Annotated in this window: 20 protein-coding genes; 17 read left to right on the top strand and 3 right to left on the bottom strand. The window is 61.0% G+C overall.

Annotation, left to right across the window (positions count from 1 at the left end; genetic code table 11):
- From fdx to ACJ8J4_RS19050, 15 genes are all read left to right on the top strand, one after another.
- On the top strand, positions 1-336 hold the full coding sequence (gene fdx, locus ACJ8J4_RS19120; RefSeq protein ID WP_004941417.1) for an ISC system 2Fe-2S type ferredoxin: 336 nt from the start codon (positions 1-3) through the stop codon (positions 334-336).
- 32 nt (positions 337-368) lie between these two features.
- Positions 369-569, top strand: a complete 201-nt coding sequence (gene iscX / locus ACJ8J4_RS19115) for a Fe-S cluster assembly protein IscX (protein ID WP_006327336.1) — start codon at positions 369-371, stop codon at positions 567-569.
- A gap of 83 nt (positions 570-652) precedes the next feature.
- On the top strand, positions 653-1,948 hold the full coding sequence (gene pepB, locus ACJ8J4_RS19110) for an aminopeptidase PepB (protein WP_197836406.1): 1,296 nt from the start codon (positions 653-655) through the stop codon (positions 1,946-1,948).
- 88 nt (positions 1,949-2,036) lie between these two features.
- The gene (gene sseB / locus ACJ8J4_RS19105; RefSeq protein WP_049204939.1) at positions 2,037-2,867 is read left to right on the top strand and encodes an enhanced serine sensitivity protein SseB; all 831 of its coding nucleotides are present in this window, start codon (positions 2,037-2,039) and stop codon (positions 2,865-2,867) included.
- 162 nt (positions 2,868-3,029) lie between these two features.
- Entirely contained in the window at positions 3,030-3,455 is a 426-nt protein-coding gene (ndk, locus tag ACJ8J4_RS19100; RefSeq protein WP_004941424.1) for a nucleoside-diphosphate kinase, read from the top strand.
- 236 nt (positions 3,456-3,691) lie between these two features.
- Positions 3,692-4,888, top strand: coding sequence for a bifunctional tRNA (adenosine(37)-C2)-methyltransferase TrmG/ribosomal RNA large subunit methyltransferase RlmN (locus ACJ8J4_RS19095; RefSeq protein ID WP_004941426.1), 1,197 nt, complete (start codon positions 3,692-3,694; stop codon positions 4,886-4,888).
- 98 nt (positions 4,889-4,986) lie between these two features.
- Positions 4,987-5,736 carry a type IV pilus biogenesis/stability protein PilW gene (gene pilW, locus ACJ8J4_RS19090; protein WP_142591384.1) on the top strand — a complete coding sequence of 250 codons (750 nt, stop codon included), beginning with the start codon at positions 4,987-4,989 and terminating at the stop codon, positions 5,734-5,736.
- The gene (rodZ, locus tag ACJ8J4_RS19085) at positions 5,726-6,700 is read left to right on the top strand and encodes a cytoskeleton protein RodZ (RefSeq protein WP_049204899.1); all 975 of its coding nucleotides are present in this window, start codon (positions 5,726-5,728) and stop codon (positions 6,698-6,700) included. Before pilW ends, rodZ begins: the two co-directional genes overlap by 11 nt.
- Positions 6,701-6,745: 45 nt before the next feature.
- The gene (ispG, locus tag ACJ8J4_RS19080; protein WP_016929756.1) at positions 6,746-7,867 is read left to right on the top strand and encodes a flavodoxin-dependent (E)-4-hydroxy-3-methylbut-2-enyl-diphosphate synthase; all 1,122 of its coding nucleotides are present in this window, start codon (positions 6,746-6,748) and stop codon (positions 7,865-7,867) included.
- Between the two features lie 139 nt (positions 7,868-8,006).
- Positions 8,007-9,281, top strand: coding sequence for a histidine--tRNA ligase (gene hisS, locus ACJ8J4_RS19075; RefSeq protein WP_025303909.1), 1,275 nt, complete (start codon positions 8,007-8,009; stop codon positions 9,279-9,281).
- Positions 9,282-9,294: 13 nt separating this feature from the next.
- On the top strand, positions 9,295-9,915 hold the full coding sequence (locus ACJ8J4_RS19070) for a YfgM family protein (RefSeq protein WP_197813329.1): 621 nt from the start codon (positions 9,295-9,297) through the stop codon (positions 9,913-9,915).
- A gap of 11 nt (positions 9,916-9,926) precedes the next feature.
- Positions 9,927-11,108: an outer membrane protein assembly factor BamB gene (gene bamB, locus ACJ8J4_RS19065; RefSeq protein ID WP_025303907.1), complete on the top strand. Its 1,182-nt coding sequence runs from the start codon at positions 9,927-9,929 to the stop codon at positions 11,106-11,108.
- A gap of 255 nt (positions 11,109-11,363) precedes the next feature.
- Positions 11,364-12,854, top strand: coding sequence for a ribosome biogenesis GTPase Der (der, locus tag ACJ8J4_RS19060; RefSeq protein ID WP_004941442.1), 1,491 nt, complete (start codon positions 11,364-11,366; stop codon positions 12,852-12,854).
- Positions 12,855-12,953: 99 nt separating this feature from the next.
- Entirely contained in the window at positions 12,954-13,910 is a 957-nt protein-coding gene (locus tag ACJ8J4_RS19055) for an AEC family transporter (RefSeq protein WP_025303906.1), read from the top strand.
- A gap of 12 nt (positions 13,911-13,922) precedes the next feature.
- Positions 13,923-14,144, top strand: coding sequence for a zinc ribbon domain-containing protein (locus ACJ8J4_RS19050; protein WP_025303905.1), 222 nt, complete (start codon positions 13,923-13,925; stop codon positions 14,142-14,144).
- A gap of 4 nt (positions 14,145-14,148) precedes the next feature.
- On the opposite strand, the gene ACJ8J4_RS19045 is transcribed toward ACJ8J4_RS19050, so the two are convergent.
- The 3 genes from ACJ8J4_RS19045 to ACJ8J4_RS19035 all read right to left on the bottom strand — a co-directional run bounded on the left by ACJ8J4_RS19045 (position 14,149) and on the right by ACJ8J4_RS19035 (position 16,660).
- Positions 14,149-14,490, bottom strand: a complete 342-nt coding sequence (locus ACJ8J4_RS19045) for a protealysin inhibitor emfourin (RefSeq protein ID WP_016929750.1) — start codon at positions 14,488-14,490, stop codon at positions 14,149-14,151.
- Complete coding sequence (locus ACJ8J4_RS19040) at positions 14,490-15,515, bottom strand: M4 family metallopeptidase (RefSeq protein WP_264383691.1); 1,026 nt, start codon at positions 15,513-15,515, stop codon at positions 14,490-14,492. Before ACJ8J4_RS19040 ends, ACJ8J4_RS19045 begins: the two co-directional genes overlap by 1 nt.
- Positions 15,516-15,577: 62 nt before the next feature.
- Positions 15,578-16,660, bottom strand: a complete 1,083-nt coding sequence (locus ACJ8J4_RS19035) for a LacI family DNA-binding transcriptional regulator (protein ID WP_089196172.1) — start codon at positions 16,658-16,660, stop codon at positions 15,578-15,580.
- Positions 16,661-17,019: 359 nt separating this feature from the next.
- Here ACJ8J4_RS19035 and ACJ8J4_RS19030 point away from each other — a divergent pair, with 359 nt between their 5' ends.
- Together ACJ8J4_RS19030 and ACJ8J4_RS19025 are read left to right on the top strand one after the other, a co-directional pair.
- Positions 17,020-18,330 (top strand): MFS transporter, encoded by a 1,311-nt coding sequence (locus ACJ8J4_RS19030; protein WP_264383690.1) that lies wholly within the window; start codon positions 17,020-17,022, stop codon positions 18,328-18,330.
- An 11-nt stretch (positions 18,331-18,341) separates the two neighbouring features.
- The gene (locus ACJ8J4_RS19025) at positions 18,342-20,708 is read left to right on the top strand and encodes a glycoside hydrolase family 31 protein (protein WP_264383689.1); all 2,367 of its coding nucleotides are present in this window, start codon (positions 18,342-18,344) and stop codon (positions 20,706-20,708) included.

Genomic DNA, 20,708 nt, shown 5'->3' with positions numbered 1-20,708 from the left:
ATGCCTAAAATTGTTTTCCTGCCCCATCAAGACCTTTGCCCGGAAGGGGCGGTTCTGGAAGCCGAAAAAGGGGAGTCGATCCTCAACGTTGCGCTGCGCAACGGCATTGAAATCGAGCACGCCTGCGAGAAATCCTGCGCCTGCACCACCTGCCACTGCATCGTGCGCGAAGGCTTCGATTCGCTGGAAGAGAGCAGCGAGCTGGAAGACGACATGCTGGACAAAGCCTGGGGGCTGGAGCCGGAAAGCCGTCTGAGCTGCCAGGCGCTGGTCGCCGACGAAGATCTGGTGGTCGAAATGCCGCGCTACACCGTCAACCACGCGCGTGAGCATTAATTGTTAGCCGCAGCGTCAACCCGGAGATCATAATGGGACTGAAGTGGACCGACAGCCGTGAAATCGGCGAAGCCCTGTACGACCAATACCCGGACACCGATCCGAAAACCGTGCGTTTTACCGACATGCATCAGTGGATCTGCGATCTCGAAGAGTTCGACGACGATCCGCAGGCTTCCAACGAAAAAATACTGGAAGCGATCCTGCTGGTCTGGTTAGATGAAGCGGAGTAAATAGCGTAACGGGCTGCCATGGGCGGCCCGTTTATTTTGTATCCGACAAGATTAATAAAAGAATAATCCGGAGTAAGAAGGCTATGACAACAGAATTCATGCAGGTCACGCTGTCGCAACAACCTGCCGACGCCCGCTGGGGCGAGAAAGCGCTGCTGAGTACCAACGGCGAAGGGATGACCATCCACCTGACCAGGGCCGACAAGCTGGGCGCGATCCAGCGCGCGGGCCGCAAAATTGATGGCCAGGGCATCAAAAACGTCAAGCTGGCCGGCGACGGTTGGGATTTGGAAAACAGCTGGGCGTTCTGGCAAGGCTATCGCGGGCCGAAAGGGCAGCGCAACGTCGAATGGGCTGAACTGCCGGAAGCCGCGCGTCAGGAGCTGGATAAGCGCCTGAAGATCGTCGACTGGGTGCGTGACACCATCAACATGCCGGCGGAAGAGCTGGGGCCGGAGCAACTGGCGACCCGCGCTGTCGATTTGATGTGCGACGTCGGCTGCGATGCCGTCAGCTACCGTATCACCAAGGGCGAAGATCTGCGCGAGCAGAACTATGCTGGCATCCACACCGTCGGCCGCGGTTCCGAACGCCCGCCGGTGCTGCTGGCGCTGGACTTCAACCCGACCGGTAACCCGGACGCGCCGGTGTTCGCTTGCCTGGTCGGCAAGGGCATCACCTTCGATACCGGCGGTTATAGCCTGAAACAGAGCGCCTTTATGGATTCGATGAAGGCTGACATGGGCGGTGCGGCCACCATCACCGGCGCCCTGGCGCTGGCGGCGGCGCGCGGCTTGAAGCAGCGCGTGAAGCTGTACCTGTGCTGCGCCGACAACATGGTCAGCGGCAACGCCTTCAAACTGGGTGACATCATTCGCTACCGCAACGGCAAAACCGTTGAGGTGATGAACACCGATGCGGAAGGGCGCCTGGTGCTGGCCGACGGCCTGATCGACGCTTCTGAGCAGGATCCGCAGCTGATTATCGACTGCGCCACCCTGACCGGCGCGGCCAAAACCGCAGTGGGCAACGACTACCACGCCCTGTTCAGCTTCGACGATGCGCTGGCGCAGGAACTGTTGAGCAGCGCCGCCGCCGAGCAAGAGCCGTTCTGGCGTTTGCCGCTGGCCGAGTTCCACCGTAGCCAGCTGCCGTCCAACTTCGCCGAGCTGAACAACGTAGCCGGCCCGGCCTACACCGCCGGCGCCAGCACCGCGGCGGCCTTCCTGTCGCACTTCGTCAAGAATTACCAACAGGGCTGGCTGCACATCGACTGCTCCGCCACCTACCGCAAAGGCGCGGTGGATCAGTGGTCGGCCGGCGCGACCGGTTTGGGCGTGCGTACCTTGGCCAACCTGCTGCTGAGCAAAGCCAAATAATTGAACGCCCGCCGCATCGGGCGCTAGAATGCGCATTATCTTCGGGGCCCAGCATGCTGGGCCTCGCTATTTGATCCTGGAGTTTGCCATGAGTGCCCATCATCACGATGCCGCCCCGAGCGAGAACGAACTTGAACGCCTGCTGAAGCTGGCGGTGACGGAGCCGGCCCACCGCCCGGCGTTCTTCCGTGAACTGCTCGAGGCCACGGTGCTGATCCTCGGCGACAGCGAACAGGTGCAGCAGGACGGCGACATCACGCTGAACGCGGATACGCCGGTCAATATCCAGCATTGGGAAAAGCAGGACGGCGGCAGCATCATTCCGTTCTTCACCTCGCTGGAAGCACTGCAGAAGGCCGTTGAGGACGAACAGCCATTCATCGCCATGCCGGCGCGGGTGCTGTTCGAAATCACCCAGGGCGCGGATCTGTTCCTCAACCCGAAGGCGGAGTACGGCAAGGAGTTCTACCCGGAAGAGGTGGCGATGCTGCTGGCGACCGGCGGCGTCGTCAAACCGGTGGAGCATTACGTCGATAAAGAGACCCAAATTCTGCTGGGGCAGCCCGAGGAGTACCCGTCGGCGATGGTGGATGCGTTGACCACGCTGTTCAGCCAGCGCAAACCGGTGCGCCGCGCGTTCCTGGCGCTGATGCACGACCAGGTGGCGGACGAGAAGCCGAATCTGCTGATCGGGCTGGAAGTGGACGCCGAGCCGGCGGAGATCGAGGCGTTGATCAACGAGGCCGGCAGCGTCGCCAGCGAAACGGCGCCAAACGACGAACCGGTGGATTTCTGCCTGGTGTCGGAGAACGAGCGCGGCATCAGCCACTATCTGATCGCCCATACGCAGCCGTTTTACCAGCGCCGCTGGGGCAGTTGGCTGCGCAATTTGATCCCGTCTACCGACAAGACCCAGTAGCGCCGCCGCGTGGTCGAAAATGCCCCATGAAGATCATATTTTTTTAATGAAATGTTGATTTTCCCGTAGGCAAGCGTTAACGGCGCACATATAATCTGCGCCACTTGAGAAGGCCGGCAACATTGCAGACCGGCCTGTTTTGGAAGTCATACAGAGGCCATCATGACCGTAGAACGTACCTTTTCCATCGTTAAACCAAACGCTGTAGCCAACAACGACATCGGCGCTATCTACGCGCGTTTCGAGCGCGCCGGTTTCAAAATCATCGCCGCTAAAATGCTGCGTCTGACTCGCGAACAAGCTGAAGGCTTCTACGCTGAGCACAAAGGCCGCCCATTCTTCGACGGTCTGGTTGAGTTCATGACCTCCGGCCCGATCATGGTGCAGGTTCTGGAATCTGAAAACGCCGTGCAGCGCAACCGCGACATCATGGGCGCAACCAACCCGGACAACGCACTGGCCGGCACCCTGCGCGCCGACTACGCGGACAGCTTCACCGCTAACGCCGTTCACGGTTCCGACTCTGTTGAATCCGCACAGCGCGAAATCGCTTACTTCTTCAACGAAAGCGAAATCTGCGCACGTTAATCGCGCGTTTCTGAGCTGATAGCCAGGCATTCACCGGCTGAAACAATAAAAATGCCCTGAATGCCTTTCAGCCGTAGCCACCCGCTACTAAAATTTGTACAATGCCGCGCCCCTGATAAGACGACTTGTCAGGGGCGTGTTTTTAGTGCCGCCACCCGAATCATGCGGGCTGAAATGCACAACTTACTGTCCATTCTTTAGCGCCATAACGTGTAATAACGAGGCCAGAGATCATTATGTTAGAACCCATCACGTCCGAGCACACCGTGTCTGAAAATAATTCGCTGACTACCCCCTCCGTTAACGTGGAGCAACCGGCTGCGGCCAAAATCAACCTGCTGGATCTGAACCGCCAGCAAATGCGCGAGTTCTTCGCCGAAATGGGCGAGAAGCCGTTCCGCGCCGATCAGGTGATGAAGTGGATTTACCACTACTGCTGCGACGATTTCGAGCAGATGACCGACATCAACAAAGTCCTGCGCGGCAAGCTGCAGCGCGTGGCGGAAATCCGCGCGCCGGAAGTGGCGGAAGAACAGCGTTCGGCCGACGGCACCATCAAGTGGGCGATTAAAGTCGGCGATCAGCAGGTCGAAACCGTGTACATCCCGGAAGCCGACCGCGCGACGCTGTGCGTCTCCTCGCAGGTAGGCTGCGCGCTGGAGTGCAAATTCTGTTCGACGGCGCAGCAGGGCTTCAACCGCAACCTGCGCGTGTCGGAAATCATTGGCCAGGTGTGGCGCGCGGCGAAAATCATCGGTGCGCTGAAGGTGACCGGCCAACGTCCGATCACCAACGTGGTGATGATGGGCATGGGCGAGCCGCTGCTCAACCTGAACAACGTGGTGCCGGCGATGGAAATCATGCTGGACGACTTCGGCTTTGGCCTGTCCAAACGCCGCGTGACCCTGTCTACTTCTGGCGTAGTGCCGGCGCTGGACAAGCTGGGCGACATGATCGACGTGGCGCTGGCGATCTCGCTGCACGCGCCGAACGACACCATCCGCGATGAGATCGTGCCGATCAACCGCAAATACAACATCGAGACCTTCCTGTCCGCAGTGCGTCGCTATCTGGAGAAATCCAACGCCAACCAGGGCCGCGTGACCGTCGAGTACGTGATGTTGGATCATATCAACGACAGCACCGACGATGCGCATCAGCTGGCGGAAGTGCTGAAAGACACGCCGTGCAAGATTAACCTGATCCCATGGAACCCGTTCCCGGGCGCCCCCTACGGCCGCAGCTCCAACAGCCGGGTGGATCGTTTCTCCAAGGTGTTGATGGAATACGGCTTTACGACTATTGTTCGTAAAACCCGTGGTGACGATATCGACGCCGCCTGCGGGCAACTGGCGGGTGAAGTGATCGACCGTACCAAGCGTACCCTGAAGAAGAAAATGGCCGGGGAACCTATCAACGTACGGGCGGTCTGAATCCTATAGTACCATTTTTTGTTATCTAACAGCCTGTTATGCGCAAGCATGTCGCTGGCGGGCGTTAGCTGACGGCCGATAAGGAAATGAATGCGGGCATGAAGCTGAAACTGTGGGGTATGTGGCTGGCGGCCGGGTTGTTGGCCGGGTGTTCCGGTTCAGCGCCGGAAAAGGAAGCACAAGTCTCTGAGGCGGGCCAGACGCGGTTGCAACTGGGCCTGGAGTACCTGCAGCAAGGCGACATGGACGCCGCGCGCCAGAACCTGGAAAAGGCGCTGGACGCAGCCCCGCAGGATTACCGCACGCAGTTGGGCATGGCGCTCTACGCGCAGCGGAACGGTGAAAACACCGAGGCCGAACAGCGTTATCGGCAAGCGCTCAAACTTGCGCCGGGCAATGGCACCGTATTGAATAATTACGGTGCGTTTCTTTGCGGTTTAGGGCAGTATGTACCGGCGCAACAGCAGTTTAGCGCTGCGGCGCTGGTGCCCGATTATGGCCAGGTCGCCGACAGCCTGGAAAACGCAGGTTACTGTTTTCTCAAGGCCGGACAAAACGATGAGGCGCGCACGCTGTTGAGCCGCGCGCTAAAAGTCGATCCGGACAAAGGCACTCCGCTGTTGGCGGAGGCCGAAAAGCAATTTGGAGAAGGGAAGCGCGCCCAGTCGCAACTTTTATTGGATGTTTATCAGCATGTTCTGCCGGCCAGCGCCAGCAGCTTATGGTTACAGATTCGTTTCGCCGCGTCAGCCGGCCGCCAGGATAGCGTTCAACGCTATGGCAAGCAGCTAGCGCGAAGTTTTCCACAATCCAAACAGTACCAGCAGTTCTTAGCTAATGAATACTGAAGCCTCCCAAGATAAAACCGTATCCATGACGACGGGCCAGCGCCTGCGTCAGGCCCGTGAGCAACTCGGGCTGAGCCAACAGACCGTTGCAGAACGCCTGTGTCTCAAAATGTCCACCGTGCGCGATATCGAGGAAGACAGCGTGTCTGCTGACCTCGCGTCCACCTTCGTGCGCGGCTACATCCGTTCCTACGCCAAGCTGGTGCATCTGCCGGAAGACGAACTGCTGCCGATGCTGGCCAAGCAGGCGCCGTTGAAGATGGCGAAAGTGGCGCCGATGCAAAGCTTCTCGCTGGGCAAGCGCCGCAAGAAACGCGACGGCTGGCTGATGAGCTTCACCTGGCTTATCGTGTTCGTGGTGATCGGCCTGACCGGCGCCTGGTGGTGGCAAAACCACAAGGCGCAGCAGGAAGAGATCGCCACCATGGCCGATCAATCCTCGGCGCAGCTTTCACAGAATAACGAAGGGCAGTCCGTGCCGCTGACGGACGGCAATGCCGACGCCGGCACCAACGTGCCGTTGACCGACAACAGCGCCGCGCCGGCTGATACCGGCGCAGCGGCTCAGACGCCTGCGGCGACCGCCCAGGCGCCGAGCGCGGCCCAGCAGCAGCCTGCCGTGGTGTCGCCAAGCCAGACAACCCTGCCGGAAACCGCGCCGGCGGCACAAGCGCCGCTGCCGACCGCCGATGCGGGCGTGGCTGCGCCGGCGGCCGATCCGAACGCGCTGGTGATGGATTTCTCCGCCGATTGCTGGCTGCAGGTGACCGACGCGAGCGGTAAAACGCTGTTCAGCGGCACCCAGAAGCAAGGTGGCAAGCTGAACCTGACCGGCACTGCGCCGTATAAACTGACCATCGGCGCGCCGGCGGCAGTTCAGATCCAGTATCAGGGTAAACCGGTTGATTTAAGCCGGTTCGTTAAGTCAAACCGTGTTGCTCGCCTGACCGTCGCCGCGCAGTAATCGCGCGGCTGGTCGTGATGTCAGAGCAGCAATGGAGAGTAAGTAATGCATAACCAAGCGCCCATCAACCGTCGAAAATCTACACGCATTTACGTCGGCAAGGTGCCTATTGGTGATGGCGCGCCGATTGCCGTGCAGTCGATGACCAACACCCGTACCACCGATGTTGAAGCAACGGTTAATCAGATCAAAGCGCTGGAGCGCGTGGGCGTCGACATCGTCCGCGTTTCGGTTCCTACCATGGACGCCGCCGAGGCGTTCAAACTGATCAAGCAGCAGGTCAACGTGCCGCTGGTCGCCGATATCCACTTCGATTATCGCATCGCGCTGCAGGTTGCCGAATATGGCGTAGACTGCCTGCGCATCAACCCGGGCAACATCGGCAACGAATCGCGCATTCGCTCGGTGGTGGACTGCGCCCGCGACAAGAACATCCCGATTCGCATCGGCGTCAACGGCGGCTCGCTGGAGAAAGACCTGCAGGAAAAGTACGGCGAACCTACGCCGGAAGCGCTGTTGGAATCCGCCATGCGCCACGTGGACATCCTCGATCGCCTCAACTTCGACCAGTTCAAGGTCAGCGTCAAGGCGTCGGACGTGTTCCTGGCGGTGCAATCCTACCGCTTGCTGGCGTCGCGCATCGATCAGCCGCTGCATCTGGGCATCACCGAAGCCGGCGGCGCGCGCAGCGGGTCGGTCAAATCGGCCATCGGCCTGGGCATGCTGCTGTCTGAAGGCATCGGCGACACCCTGCGCATCTCGCTGGCGGCGGATCCGGTTGAAGAAGTGAAGGTCGGTTTCGACATTCTGAAGTCGCTGCGCATCCGCGCGCGCGGCATCAACTTCATCGCCTGCCCGACCTGTTCGCGTCAGGAGTTCGATGTGATTGGCACGGTGAACGCGCTGGAGCAGCGCCTGGAAGACATCATCACGCCGATGGACGTCTCGATCATCGGTTGCGTGGTGAATGGCCCGGGCGAAGCGCTGGTGTCCACCATGGGCGTGACCGGCGGCCACAAGAAGAGCGGCTTCTATGAAGACGGCGTGCGCCAGAAAGAGCGTTTCGACAACGAACAGATGATCGACCAGCTGGAAGCGAAAATTCGCGCCAAGGCCGCGATGATGGACGAAAGCAACCGCATCACGGTCAACCTGCTGGAAAAATAAGCGTTATCGCTACACGGCGGGCCAGTTGGCCCGCTTGTTTATGAGCCTGAAGGGCAGAAAACCGCATCCGCGTTGAATACCGGGCGGCAAAGTCCCTATAATCGGGTTCATTTTTACAGACAACGGACAGAGAACTCACGTGGCAAAGAACATTCAAGCCATTCGCGGCATGAACGACTACCTGCCGGAAGAAACGGCATTATGGCAGCGTATTGAAGGCACCCTCAAGCAGGTGCTGGGCGGCTACGGTTACAGCGAAATCCGGTTGCCGATTGTAGAGCAGACCCCGTTATTCAAACGCGCGATCGGCGAAGTGACCGACGTCGTGGAAAAAGAGATGTATACCTTCGAAGACCGCAACGGCGAAAGCCTGACGCTGCGTCCGGAAGGGACGGCCGGCTGCGTGCGCGCCGGCATCGAACATGGTCTGCTGTACAATCAGGAACAGCGTCTGTGGTACATCGGCCCGATGTTCCGCTACGAGCGCCCGCAGAAGGGCCGCTATCGCCAGTTCCATCAGCTGGGCGCGGAAGTGTTCGGCCTGCAAGGCCCGGATATCGACGCTGAGTTGATCCTGCTGACCGCCCGCTGGTGGAAAGCGCTGGGCATCGCCGAGCACGTCAAGCTGGAGCTGAACTCGATCGGTTCGCTGGAAGCGCGCGCCAACTACCGCGACGCGCTGGTGGCGTTCCTGGAGCAGCACGTCGAGGTGCTGGACGAAGACTGCAAACGCCGCATGTACAGCAACCCGCTGCGCGTGCTGGACTCCAAGAATCCTGAGGTGCAGGCGCTGTTGAACGACGCGCCGCGCCTGTCCGAGTACCTGGACGAAGAATCCCGTGCTCACTTCGCCGGTCTGTGTGAACTTTTGGCGCAGGCAGGTATCCCATATACCGTTAACGAGCGCCTGGTGCGCGGTCTGGATTACTACAACCGCACCGTGTTTGAGTGGGTGACCACCAGCCTGGGCGCGCAGGGCACCGTCTGTGCGGGCGGCCGTTACGACGGCTTGGTCGAGCAATTGGGCGGCCGTGCTACCCCGGCGGTCGGTTTCGCCATGGGCCTCGAGCGCCTGGTGTTGCTGGTGCAGGCGGTTAACCCGGAATTCAAGGCGCCGTCGGCTATCGACGTGTACGTCATCTCTTCCGGCGCGGGCACCCAGAGCGCGGCGATGCAGCTGGCTGAACAGGTGCGCGACGCGGCGCCGCAGCTGAAGCTGATGACCAATTACGGCGGCGGCAACTTCAAGAAACAGATCACCCGTGCGGACAAATGGGGCGCGCGCATCGCGCTGATCCTGGGTGAGAGCGAAGTGGCGGCGCAGCAGGTGGTGGTGAAAGACCTGCGCAGTGGTGAACAAGAAACGCTGGCGCAAAGCGAAGTCGCTGCGCGTCTGGCTTTGATGTTAGGTTAAGGAGAAGGACACCGTGGAAGTCTATACCACTGAAAACGAACAAGTCGACGCACTGCGTCGGTTCTTTGTCGAGAACGGCAAAGCGCTGGCGGTGGGCGTGGTGCTCGGAATTGGTGCCCTGGTTGGCTGGCGTTACTGGCAGAGCCATGAAAACTCCAACATGATGGCGGCATCGCAATCCTATCAGGAAGCCAGCGATCGTCTGGCGGCCGGCAAGCCGGATGACGTGGCTGCCGCAGAGAAATTTGTCCAGGCTAACGGCAACAGCTACGGCGTACTGGCCGCGCTGCAGTTGGCCAAGCACTTTGTCGAACAGAATGATTTCGCCAAGGCGGAACAGCAGCTGGTGCTGGCGCAGGGCCAGACCAAAGACGACAACCTGTTGGCGATGATCGACCTGCGTCTGGCGCGTGTCCAGCTGCAGGAGAAAAAGCTGGATGAAGCGCTGAAAACGCTGGATGGCGTGAAAGGCGAAGGCTGGGCGGCGATGATGCAGGATGTGCGCGGCGATGTATTGCAGGCCAAGGGCGACGCCAAGGGCGCGCGCGAAGCTTACAGCAAAGGCATTGAGTCCAATGCTTCTCAGGCGCTGCAGGTTCTGCTGCGCATGAAATTGAATAACTTGTCCAGCTAAGGGGAATTCCCATGCAATTGCGTAAAACACTCTTGGTCGGACTGGTTTCCGCTGCCTTGCTGAGTGGTTGCTCGCTGTTTAACAGCGAAGAAGACGTGGTTACCATGTCGCCGTTGCCGAAAGTTGAAAATCAGTTCACGCCGAGCAAGGCGTGGAGTACCTCGGTGGGCGACGGCATCGGTGAGTATTACTCCCACCTGCGTCCGGCCTATCAGGACAGCACCATTTACGCCGCCGATCGCTTCGGCATCGTGAAAGCGATGGACGCCGACAGCGGCAACGAGAAGTGGAAGGTCAATCTCTCCGAGAAGACCGGCTTCTTCTCCAGCAACCTGTCTGCGCTGCTGTCGGGCGGCCTGACGGTTGCGGGTGACAAGGTTTACGTCGGCAGCGAAAAAGCGGTGGTTTACGCATTGAACACCGCCGACGGCGCCATCGCCTGGCAGACCAAAGTGGCCGGCGAAGCGATTTCACGTCCGGTTATCAGCGACGGCATGGTGTTGGTGCACACCTCCAACGGCATGCTGCAGGCGCTGAACGAAGCCGACGGCGCGGTGAAGTGGACGGTTAACCTGGACATGCCTTCGCTGTCGCTGCGCGGTGAATCCGCGCCGGCCGTCGCCTTTGGCGCCGCCATCGTCGGCGGTGACAACGGCCGCGTCAGCGCCGTGCTGATGCAGCAGGGCCAACTGATCTGGCAACAGCGCATTTCTCAGCCGAGCGGCGCGACCGAAATCGATCGCCTGAACGACGTGGACACCACGCCGGTAATCGTTGACGGCGTGGTCTACGCGCTGGGTTACAACGGCAACCTGACGGCGCTGGATCTGCGTTCCGGTCAGATCATCTGGAAACGCGAGCTGGGTTCGGTGAATGATTTCATCGTCGACGCGGGCCGCATCTACCTGATCGACCAGAACGATCGCGTGGTGGCGCTCAGCACCGAAGGCGGCGTGACCGTGTGGACGCAAAGCGATCTGCTGCACCGCAACCTGACGCCGCCGGTGATGTATAATGGTTATCTGGTGACCGGTGACGCCGAAGGCTATCTGCACTGGGTCAACACCACCGATGGCCGTTTTGTCGCCCAGCAGGAAGTGGACAGCTCCGGCTTCCTGTCTGCGCCGATGGTGGCCGGCGACAAGCTGGTCATCCAGGCTCGCGGCGGGAAAGTTTACGCTTTCACCCGCTAACGCCGCTCGTCGTGATCCTTCTTGCGCCCGAAAGATTTCGGGTTGCAGCCAGGCGGCAAGCGCATGAGTCCTCGGGAGCTTAGTGAGCTAAGTGACCGAGGCGAAGGTGCGCAGACAACGCCGCTGTGGCGCGAAAGATGAAGGGGAAAACGGCTCCTGAATGTTCAGGGGCCGTTTCGTATTTTATAAGCTGCACCGCTGGTGTCTATCCACAGTGCAGTAACGCATTGATTATTAAGTAATGAGGCTTCAACAATGATACCTGTCGTCGCGCTGGTCGGGCGCCCGAATGTGGGTAAATCCACCTTGTTCAACCGTTTAACCCATACGCGTGATGCGCTGGTGGCGGATTTCCCGGGGCTGACGCGTGACCGCAAGTATGGTCGTGCTGAAATCGAAGGCAATGAATTCATCATCGTCGATACCGGTGGCATCGACGGCACCGAAGACGGCGTCGAAACGCGCATGGCCGGTCAGTCGCTGCTGGCGATCGAAGAAGCGGACATCGTGCTGTTCATGGTCGACGCCCGCGCCGGCCTGATGCCGGCGGATCAGGGCATCGCCCAGCACCTGCGCAGCCGCCAAAAGGCGACCTTCCTGGTGGCCAACAAGACCGACGGTCTGGATCCGGACACCGCCACCGCCGATTTCTACTCGCTCGGCCTGGGTGAAGTGTTCGCTATCGCCGCTTCTCACGGCCGTGGCGTGACCCAGCTGATTGAACACGTGCTGGTGCCGTTCGTGCCGGAAAAACCGGAAGACGTCGAGCTGACCGAGGAAGAGGCCAACGCCGCTTACTGGGCCGAGCAAAACGGTGAAACGCTGGAAGGCGAAGAAGACGAAGAGCCGGAAGAAGCGTTCAACCCGCAGGATCTGCCGATCAAACTGGCGATCGTCGGCCGCCCGAACGTCGGTAAGTCTACGCTCACTAACCGTATCCTCGGCGAGGAGCGCGTGGTGGTGTATGACATGCCGGGCACTACCCGCGACAGCATCTACATTCCGATGGTGCGCGACGAACGCGAATATGTGCTGATCGACACCGCCGGGGTGCGTAAACGCGGCAAGGTGACTGAAACCGTCGAGAAGTTCTCGGTGATCAAGACCTTGCAGGCGATTGAAGACGCCAACGTGGTGCTGCTGGTGATCGACGCGCGTGAAGGCATCTCCGATCAGGATCTCTCGCTGCTCGGCTTTATCCTCAATAGTGGGCGCTCACTGGTGATTGCGGTCAACAAGTGGGACGGCATGAGCGAAGAAGATCGCGAGCACGTGAAAGAGATGCTCGACCTGCGTCTGGGCTTCGTCGACTTCGCGCGCGTGCACTTTATTTCCGCCCTGCACGGCAGCGGTGTCGGCAACCTGTTCGAATCGGTACAGGAAGCCTACGAGTGCGCAACCCGTCGCGTAAACACCTCGATGCTGACCAAAATCATGCAGATGGCGGTTGACGATCACCAGCCGCCGTTGGTGCGCGGCCGCCGCGTGAAGCTGAAATATGCCCACGCCGGCGGTTACAACCCGCCGATCGTGGTGATCCACGGCAACCAGGTCAGCGATCTGGCCGATTCGTACAAGCGCTATCTGATGAACTACTTCCGCCGCTCGCTGAACGTGATGGGGACGCCGATCCGCATCCAGTTCAAAGAGGGTGACAACCCGTTCGCCGGCAAACGCAACCTGCTGACGCCGACCCAGATGCGTAAGCGCAAGCGCCTGATGAGCCACCTGAAAAAGAGCAAGTAATTGCTCATGAGGGGCGCGGCAGTGATGCCGCGCCCCTTTTTTATTGGCCCGAAATCGTTTTATTATCTGAAGATTACCTCGCCTGCCTGAAGGAACACCATGTCCTGGGAAACCTGGAGTTTTGCGTTTAACGTCACCGTGCCGAATCTGCTGATGATGCTGCTGGGGATCCTGCTGCGCCATTGGCGCCTGATGGATGACCGTTTCGTCGACGGCGCGACCCGCCTGGTGTTCAATTTGGCGCTGCCGTGCCTGCTGTTTTTCAGCATCGCCACCAACCACCCGCAGCTGCTCGGCAACCTGCCGCTGGTGCTGTTCGGCGCGGTCGGCACGCTGGCGACCTTCCTGCTCTTGGAGCTGGCGGCCAAGTGGCTGGTGAAAGAACCGCGTGAGCGCGGGGTGTTCGTGCAGGGCGGCTTCCGCGCCAATACCGCCATCGTCGGCCTGGCCTACGCCATGACCGCCTATGGCAGCGAAGGCATTGCGCTCGCCTCGCTGTACCTGACGGTGACGGTGATCCTGTTCAACATACTGTCGGTTATCACCCTCACGCGCAGCCTACAGGGTGGGCAGGGCAAGAAAATCAGCCACCTGTCGCTGCTGCGCAGCATCGTTACCAACCCGCTGATCATCGGCCTGGTGTGCGGGCTGCTGTATGCGCAAACCGGGCTGGGCATCCCGACCGTGATCCGCCAGACCGGCAGCTATATCTCCGCGCTGTCGCTGCCGCTGGCACTGCTGTGCACCGGCGCCAGCCTGGATTTTCGCGCCATGTTCCGCTCGTCCAACGTGGCGGCGCTGTCGTCGGCGGCCAAGCTGTTTCTGGTGCCGTTCCTGATGACGCTGGCCGGCTGGCTGTGCGGGTTTCAGGGTGCGGCGCTGGGCATTATCTTCCTGTTTTCCGCCACGCCGACCGCTTCGGGCAGTTATGTGATGACGCGCGCCATGGGCGGCAACGCCACGCTGGCGGCCAACATTATCGCCATCACCACCGTCGGTTCGTTCTTCACCACCGCGTTGGGCATCTATTTCTTGCGCTCATGGGGTGCGATTTAATCTGGAGTCGTTATGGAAGCGCACTGTCCGCACTGCCGTCAGACCATGAAGTGGGTAGCGGGTCATTACCATTGTGAAGCCTGCCTCTGCGATTATCGGCAGCTGGCGAGCTGCCCGGAGTGCGGGCAGCCGCTGCAAGAATTGAAAGCCTGCGGGGCGGTGGATTACCTGTGCCAGAACGGGCACGGGCTGATCTCCAAAAAACGGGTGAATTTCAGCTATCAGCCGCTGTAAGCCCTCACTCATCCACCTGGCCGGTTTTCCACAAATCCACCAGCGCCTGCGGCGCGCTGCTTTCCGGGATTAACAGCACGATCTCGGTGCTCAGGGTGGGGCTGGTGTAGTTGATCTGTACGCGGTAGTAGCGCTGGTCGCCGCAGCCGGGGGAGTTGGGTTGGCCCTCTTCCTGGGCGTACGGCAGTGTCTGATTCAGCAACTGATTCAGGCGCTGCCGTTGCTCCGGCGTGATATCGGCCAGCGCAATGCGGCGCTGGCCCGCCAGTTTGGGAATGTAGGCGAAGCCTCCCTCGCGCGCCAGCTCAATGACCGTATCCTGATTGAGCGTCGGCAGCGGTTTCATTACTCCACCCCCACCTGATGCCAGGCCTGTTGCACCTTGTCCGCCACGCTTTGATCGAAACGCGCTAGCGCATGTTTCACCGTGGCGCGTGCGAAGGTGGCGAAGTCGGCGTTTTGCGGCAGCGCTTTGTCGCACACCGTGTCATACCAGACGTAGCCGGCTTTTTCCCAGGCGAAGCCGCCCAGCGCGGTTGCCGCCAGGTAGAACGCGCGGTTGGGAATGCCGGAGTTGAGGTGTACGCCGCCGTTGTCTTCCTTGGTCTGGATATAATCCTTCATGCTGGCGGGCTGCGGGTCTTTGCCCAGCAGCGGGTCGTCGTAGGCGGTGCCGGGTGCCGACATCGAGCGCAGCCCTTGGCCTTTGATGCCCTTGGCGAGCAGCCCGGCGCCGATCAGCCAGTCGGCTTTATCGGCGGTTTGCTGCAGGTGGAATTGCTTGACCAACGAACCGAACACGTCAGACAGCGATTCGTTGAGCGCGCCGGACTGCTGGTAGTAGATCAGCCCAGCCTCGCTCTCGGTCACGCCGTGTGCCAGCTCGTGGCCGACCACGTCGATGGCGATGGTGAAACGGTTGAAGATCTCGCCGTCGCCGTCGCCGAACACCATCTGCTGGCCGTTCCAGAAAGCGTTCTGGTACTCCTTGCCGTAGTGCACGCTGCCGACCAGCGGCAGCCCTTTATTATCCAGCGAATTGCGCCGGTAGGCCTGCCAGAAGAAATCGTAGGTGACGCCGAGATAGTCGTAGGCCTCGTCCACCGCCACGTCGTGGTTGCTGGGCTGCCCCTCCTTGCGCACCTGTTTGCCGGGCAGTTGGGTGCCGTTCTGGACGTCGTAGATATCGCGGAGCGCTTCGCCGGCTCGGGCGTTTTTCTCGGTCGGTGAACGCAGCGGCTTGTTGCCGAGCAGGCTTTGCACGTGGTTCAGGGTGTGCAGCGCGCAGTCGCGCTGCGGGGCGTTACCGTGTTCAATAATGCGGCGCAGCATGTAGGGAGGAATGACGGAACGCATGCGCTGGGTTGGCATAGTGGCTCTCCTTAGGCAAAAAATTTACCTCATCGAATGAATGCACTGAGCCTAAGTGTAGTCTACTCGTCATAAAGCCTGTGGTCATGCGTGCTCACCGCCGGTGCGGTCTTGTGCGGGCTGATGCGCCGCACTGAGGCGCGCACCGCCAGCCGGCCGTGCAGCAGCAGATTGCACGGCGGCGCGTCGGCGCGCAGCATGCGCCGCTGCAACAGTTGGATCGCCTCGTAGCCCAGCTCATCGCGCGGCACCTGCACCGAGGTCAGCGGCACATCGTGGATTTCCGCCAGGTTGAAGCCGTCGGTGCTCATCACCGAGACGTCGCCCGGCACGCTCAGCCCCCGCTTGTTGAGCGCCTTGACCGCCCCGACCGCCATGTAGTCGCCGCCGGCCAGGATCGCCGTCGGCAGCGGGGAGTGGCCGTGGAGGCCATCGAGATAGGTGGTCAGCGCCTGCTCGGCCTCTTCACTGCCGAAGCCGGAGGTGGTGACCAGATGGCTGCCATCGTCGAACGGCAGATGATGCCGGGCGTAGGCCTGCCGAATGCCCGCCAGCCGCAGCTCCATGGTGTGGCGGCGCAGACACTGCAGATTGAGGATATGGCTATGCCCCTGCTGAAACAGGTAGCTGGCGGAATAGTCGCCGATCAGCTGATGATCCGGCGAGACGCTGTCCAGCCGCATCTGCCGATCGCTGCAGTTGATCAGCACGCAGGGCTTGTGCAGATCGGCGGCCAGGGTGTGGATATGCTCGTCGTCGATGCCGATGATCAGCGCCGCTTCGGTGTGCGGGTCGCTCATCTTTTCCAGAAACAGCGCGCCGTCGCTGTGTTGCTCTTCCAGCCCGCAGTAGCGGATGCGCACCTCGTGCTCCATCAGCGCGGCGGCGATACCCTGAATGACCTTGTAGTAGAAGATGTCGGTGCGTACGTCGAACGCGCGCTGCGGCGCGAACACCATCACGTTGTTCAGCATCAGCCGGCCGCTGGAAATACCCTGCAGAATGCCGTTTTGCTGCGCACAGTCCAGCACCTTGCGGCGCGCCTCGGCGCTGGTGTTGGCCTTGCCCGCCAGCACGCGGGAAACGGTGCTGATCGACAACCCGGTTTGGCGAGCGATCTCCTGGATTTTCAGCTTTCCGTTCATTCTGTGATCTCCTTCAAATTCGTCCATGAGAATATTTTCACCGCGGATTTTCAGCGTCTTGACCGGCTTTCATGCCCATTATGACTATTTTTTCACCCACCTGTGAAAATCTTTGCAAAAAACCCCGTTTCGCTGCGCGCTCTCGCTGAGTAGTCTGCATTGGTACACCAATTTTAACGACCTGTCAGTCCAATTTTAACGGTGTGCAAAGAAGAAAACAAAAAATAAATCATGGGGTTGTGATTTTCTGTCGGCCGGCGATATGGCGCCGACCCGTTTTCACTGTCCCTTATTTGATAGCACAACGTACCCTACCAAAACGCGTGTCGCCATAGCCGGCGGCCGCGGGGAGAGAATCGATGAGTGTGGAGATCAATCAGGCGGTCGCGCAGAGCGGCCGGCGCAAGTTCAAATCGCTGCGCTGGTGGATGCTGGCGCTGTTCTTGCTGGGCGTCACGGTCAACTACATCACCCGCAACTCGCTGGGCATTCTGGCGCCGGAGCTGAAAACCAGCCTGAACATGAGCACCGAACAATATGCCTGGGTGGTGGCGTCGTTCCAGCTGGCCTACACGGTGTTCCAGCCGATCTGCGGCTGGCTGATCGACGTCATCGGCCTGAAGATGGGCTTTCTGATCTGTGCCGGCATTTGGGCGGTGGTGTGCATGCTGCACGCCGGTGCCGGCAGCTGGCTGCAACTGTCCATTCTGCGCTTCTTCATGGGGGGCGCGGAGGCGGCGGCCACCCCGGCCAACGCCAAGGCGATCTCCGACTGGTTCCCGAAGAAGGAGCGGCCGATCGCCGCCGGCTGGGCGGGCGTCGGTTTCTCCATCGGCGCCATGCTGGCCCCGCCGATCATCGTCATCGCTCACGTCTCCTTCGGCTGGCAGGGCGCGTTCCTGTTCTCGGGCGGGCTGGCGCTGATCTGGGTCGTGCTGTGGTGGCTGTTCTACCACTCGCCGCAGCAGCACCCGAACCTCAGCCAGCAGGAGCTGGATCTGATCCGCGAAGACAACGAACCGGTACTGCCGAAGCTGCCATTTCTCACCTCGCTGGCCAGCCTGTGCAAGAACAAGAAATTCTACGGCATCGCCATCCCGGCTTTTCTCGCCGAGCCGGCCTGGGCGGTCTTCAGCTTCTGGGTGCCGCTGTACCTGGCCACCGAACGCGGCATGGATCTGAAGCAGATCGCGATGTTTGCCTGGCTGCCGTTCCTGGCGGCGGATATCGGCAGCGTCGCCAGCGGCTATCTCACCACCCTGTACCGCAAATGGTTCGGCTGCAGCCGCGTCAACTCGGTGGTCGCCAGCTCGGTGACCGGCGCTTTCCTGATGGTGTCGCTGGCGTTCGTGGCGATCACCCAAGATCCCTATGTGGCGATCGCGCTGATCTCGATCGGCGGATTCGGCCATCAGGTGATCTCCTGCATGCTCAGCGCCCTGGTGGTGGAATCGTTCGATAAAAACCAAATGGCGACGGTCAACGGCATGCGCGGCTCCAGCGCCTGGATCGCCAGCTTCCTGTTCACGCTCCTGATCGGCGCGGTATCCGACACCCTCGGCTTTAACCCGCTGTTTATTGCGATGGGCTTCTTCGATTTGATTGGCGCCCTGTTCCTGGTCGCCCTGATCGCCGAGCGCGGCGGTAAGAAAACCCTTTCACACAGCTAAGTGGAATATTTATGAAAACGTTGAAAAATTGGACGCTGGCGGCGCAGCATGCCGACCACGTCGAGTTGCTGGTCGATGAACGCCACCGTTTCTGCCTGTACGTGCTGGAAGACGGTCTGTTCCGCGTGTTGATCAAACGTGATGGCGGGCTGGCGCTGGATCGCACCTGGAGCATCGCGCCGCAGGAGGATGTGCCTTGGGAAGGGCGCGATCGGCTCAGCGTCGCCGGTTTCAGCCTGCCGGGCTATCAGCTGCGTCGGGAGGGCGATCGGCTGGTGGTCAGCACGCCGCTGCTGCGCGTGACGGTGCATCAGCCGCTGTGGCTGGCGTGGGAGTATTGCAATGCCGACGGCGAGTGGCGGCCGCTGGCGTCGGATCGGCCAACCAGCGCCTACCTGCTCAATGCGCACGGCGACGGCGTGGCGCATTACCAGCGGCGTTTCGCCGATGAGCGCTATTACGGCCTGGGGGAGAAAGCCGGCGATCTGGAACGCACCGGCCGCCGCTTTGAGATGCGCAATCTGGACGCCATGGGCTACAACGCCGCCAGCACCGATCCGCTGTACAAGCACATTCCGTTTACCATCACCCGTGGGCCGGAGGCGAGCTTTGGCCTGTTCTACGATAACCTGAGCAACTGCTGGCTGGATCTGGGCAACGAGATAGACAACTACCACGTGGCCTACCGCCGCTATCAGGCCGAAGCGGGCGATCTGGATTACTACCTGTTCCTCGGGCCGAAGGTTTTGGACGTCACCAAGGCCTTCGTGCGCCTGACCGGCCGCACCCACTTCGGGCCGAAGTGGAGCCTGGGCTACAGCGGTTCGACCATGCACTACACCGACGCGCCGGACGCCCAGCAGCAGCTGCAGCAGTTCATCGCGCTGTGCCGTCAACACGCCATACCCTGCGACTCTTTCCAGCTGTCGTCGGGCTACACCTCGATCAATAACAAGCGCTACGTGTTCAACTGGAACTACGACAAGGTGCCGCAGCCCAAGCTGCTCAGCCAGGCGTTTCACGACGCCGGCCTCAGGCTGGCGGCCAACATCAAGCCATGCCTGCTGCAGGATCACCCGCAGTATCAGGCGGTGGCGGCGCAGGGGCTGTTTATCCGCGATTCGCAAAGCGACGCACCGGAGCGCTCCAGTTTCTGGGACGACGAGGGATCGCACCTCGACTTCACCAACCCGGCGGCGGTGCGCTGGTGGCAGCAGGGCGTCACGCGGCAGCTGCTGGAGATGGGCATCGATTCGACCTGGAACGACAACAACGAGTACGAAGTGTGGGACGGCGAAGCACGCTGCCACGGCTTCGGGCGGCCGATCGCCATCAAGCATATCCGCCCGGTGATGCCATTGCTGATGATGCGCGCCTCGATGGAGGCCCAGCAGCGCTTCGCGCCACAGAAGCGGCCGTACCTGATCTCGCGCTCCGGTTGCGCCGGCATGCAGCGCTACGTGCAGACCTGGAGCGGCGACAACCGCACCAGCTGGCAGACGCTGCGCTACAACATCCGCATGGGGCTGGGCATGAGCCTGTCCGGGCTGTATAACCTCGGCCACGACGTCGGCGGCTTCTCCGGCGACAAACCGGACGCGGAGCTGCTGGTGCGCTGGGTGCAAAACGGCGTGATGCATCCGCGTTTCACTATCCACTCCTGGAACGACGACGCCACGGTCAACGAGCCCTGGATGTACCCGGCCGCCACCCCGGCGGTGCGCGAGGCGATCAATCTGCGTTACCGGCTGCTGCCGTATTTCTACACCCTGCTATGGCAGGCCTGCGCGGACGACGAGCCGATGCTGCGCCCGACCTTCCTCGATCACGAACAGGATGCGCGCACCTTTGGCGAGAACGACGATTTTCTGATTGGCCGCGATCTGCTGGTGGCCAGCGTGGTGGAACCGGCGCAGCGCCGGCGTTCGGTGTATTTGCCGGACAACGGCGAAGGCTGGTACTGCTTCTACAGCGGCCAGTGGTTCGGCGGCGGCCAGACGGTGACGCTGGCGGCGCCGCTGGAGCGCCTGCCGTTGCTGGTGCGTGCCGGGGCGGCGCTGCCGCTGTCGCAGCGGCTGGCGCATGTGGACGTGGCCGCCGACGATCGGCGCGAGCTGCGGCTGTTTCCGCTCAAGGGCTGCGGTGCAAGCCGTGGGCTGCTGTTTGAGGACGACGGTGAAAGCGACGGCTGGCGGCAGGGCGATGCGCTGTGGCTGCGCTGGGAAATGCGCTGCGACAATCAACGCATCATGCTGGATATCACGACGGAAGGGCGTTTCTGCCCGGCCTGGCGCACGCTGACGCTCAGCCTGCCGGAAGGTGAAACGCGCGCGCTGTGGGTGAACGGCGAACCGGGCGAGCGTTTTACGCTGGAGTAG

Source organism: Serratia sp. CY47280 (assembly GCF_052168655.1).
In the GTDB taxonomy this organism is placed as follows: domain Bacteria; phylum Pseudomonadota; class Gammaproteobacteria; order Enterobacterales; family Enterobacteriaceae; genus Serratia; species Serratia bockelmannii.
The sequence above is the reverse complement of the archived record's forward strand: the minus strand, read 5'-3'. Positions and strand labels throughout refer to the sequence as shown.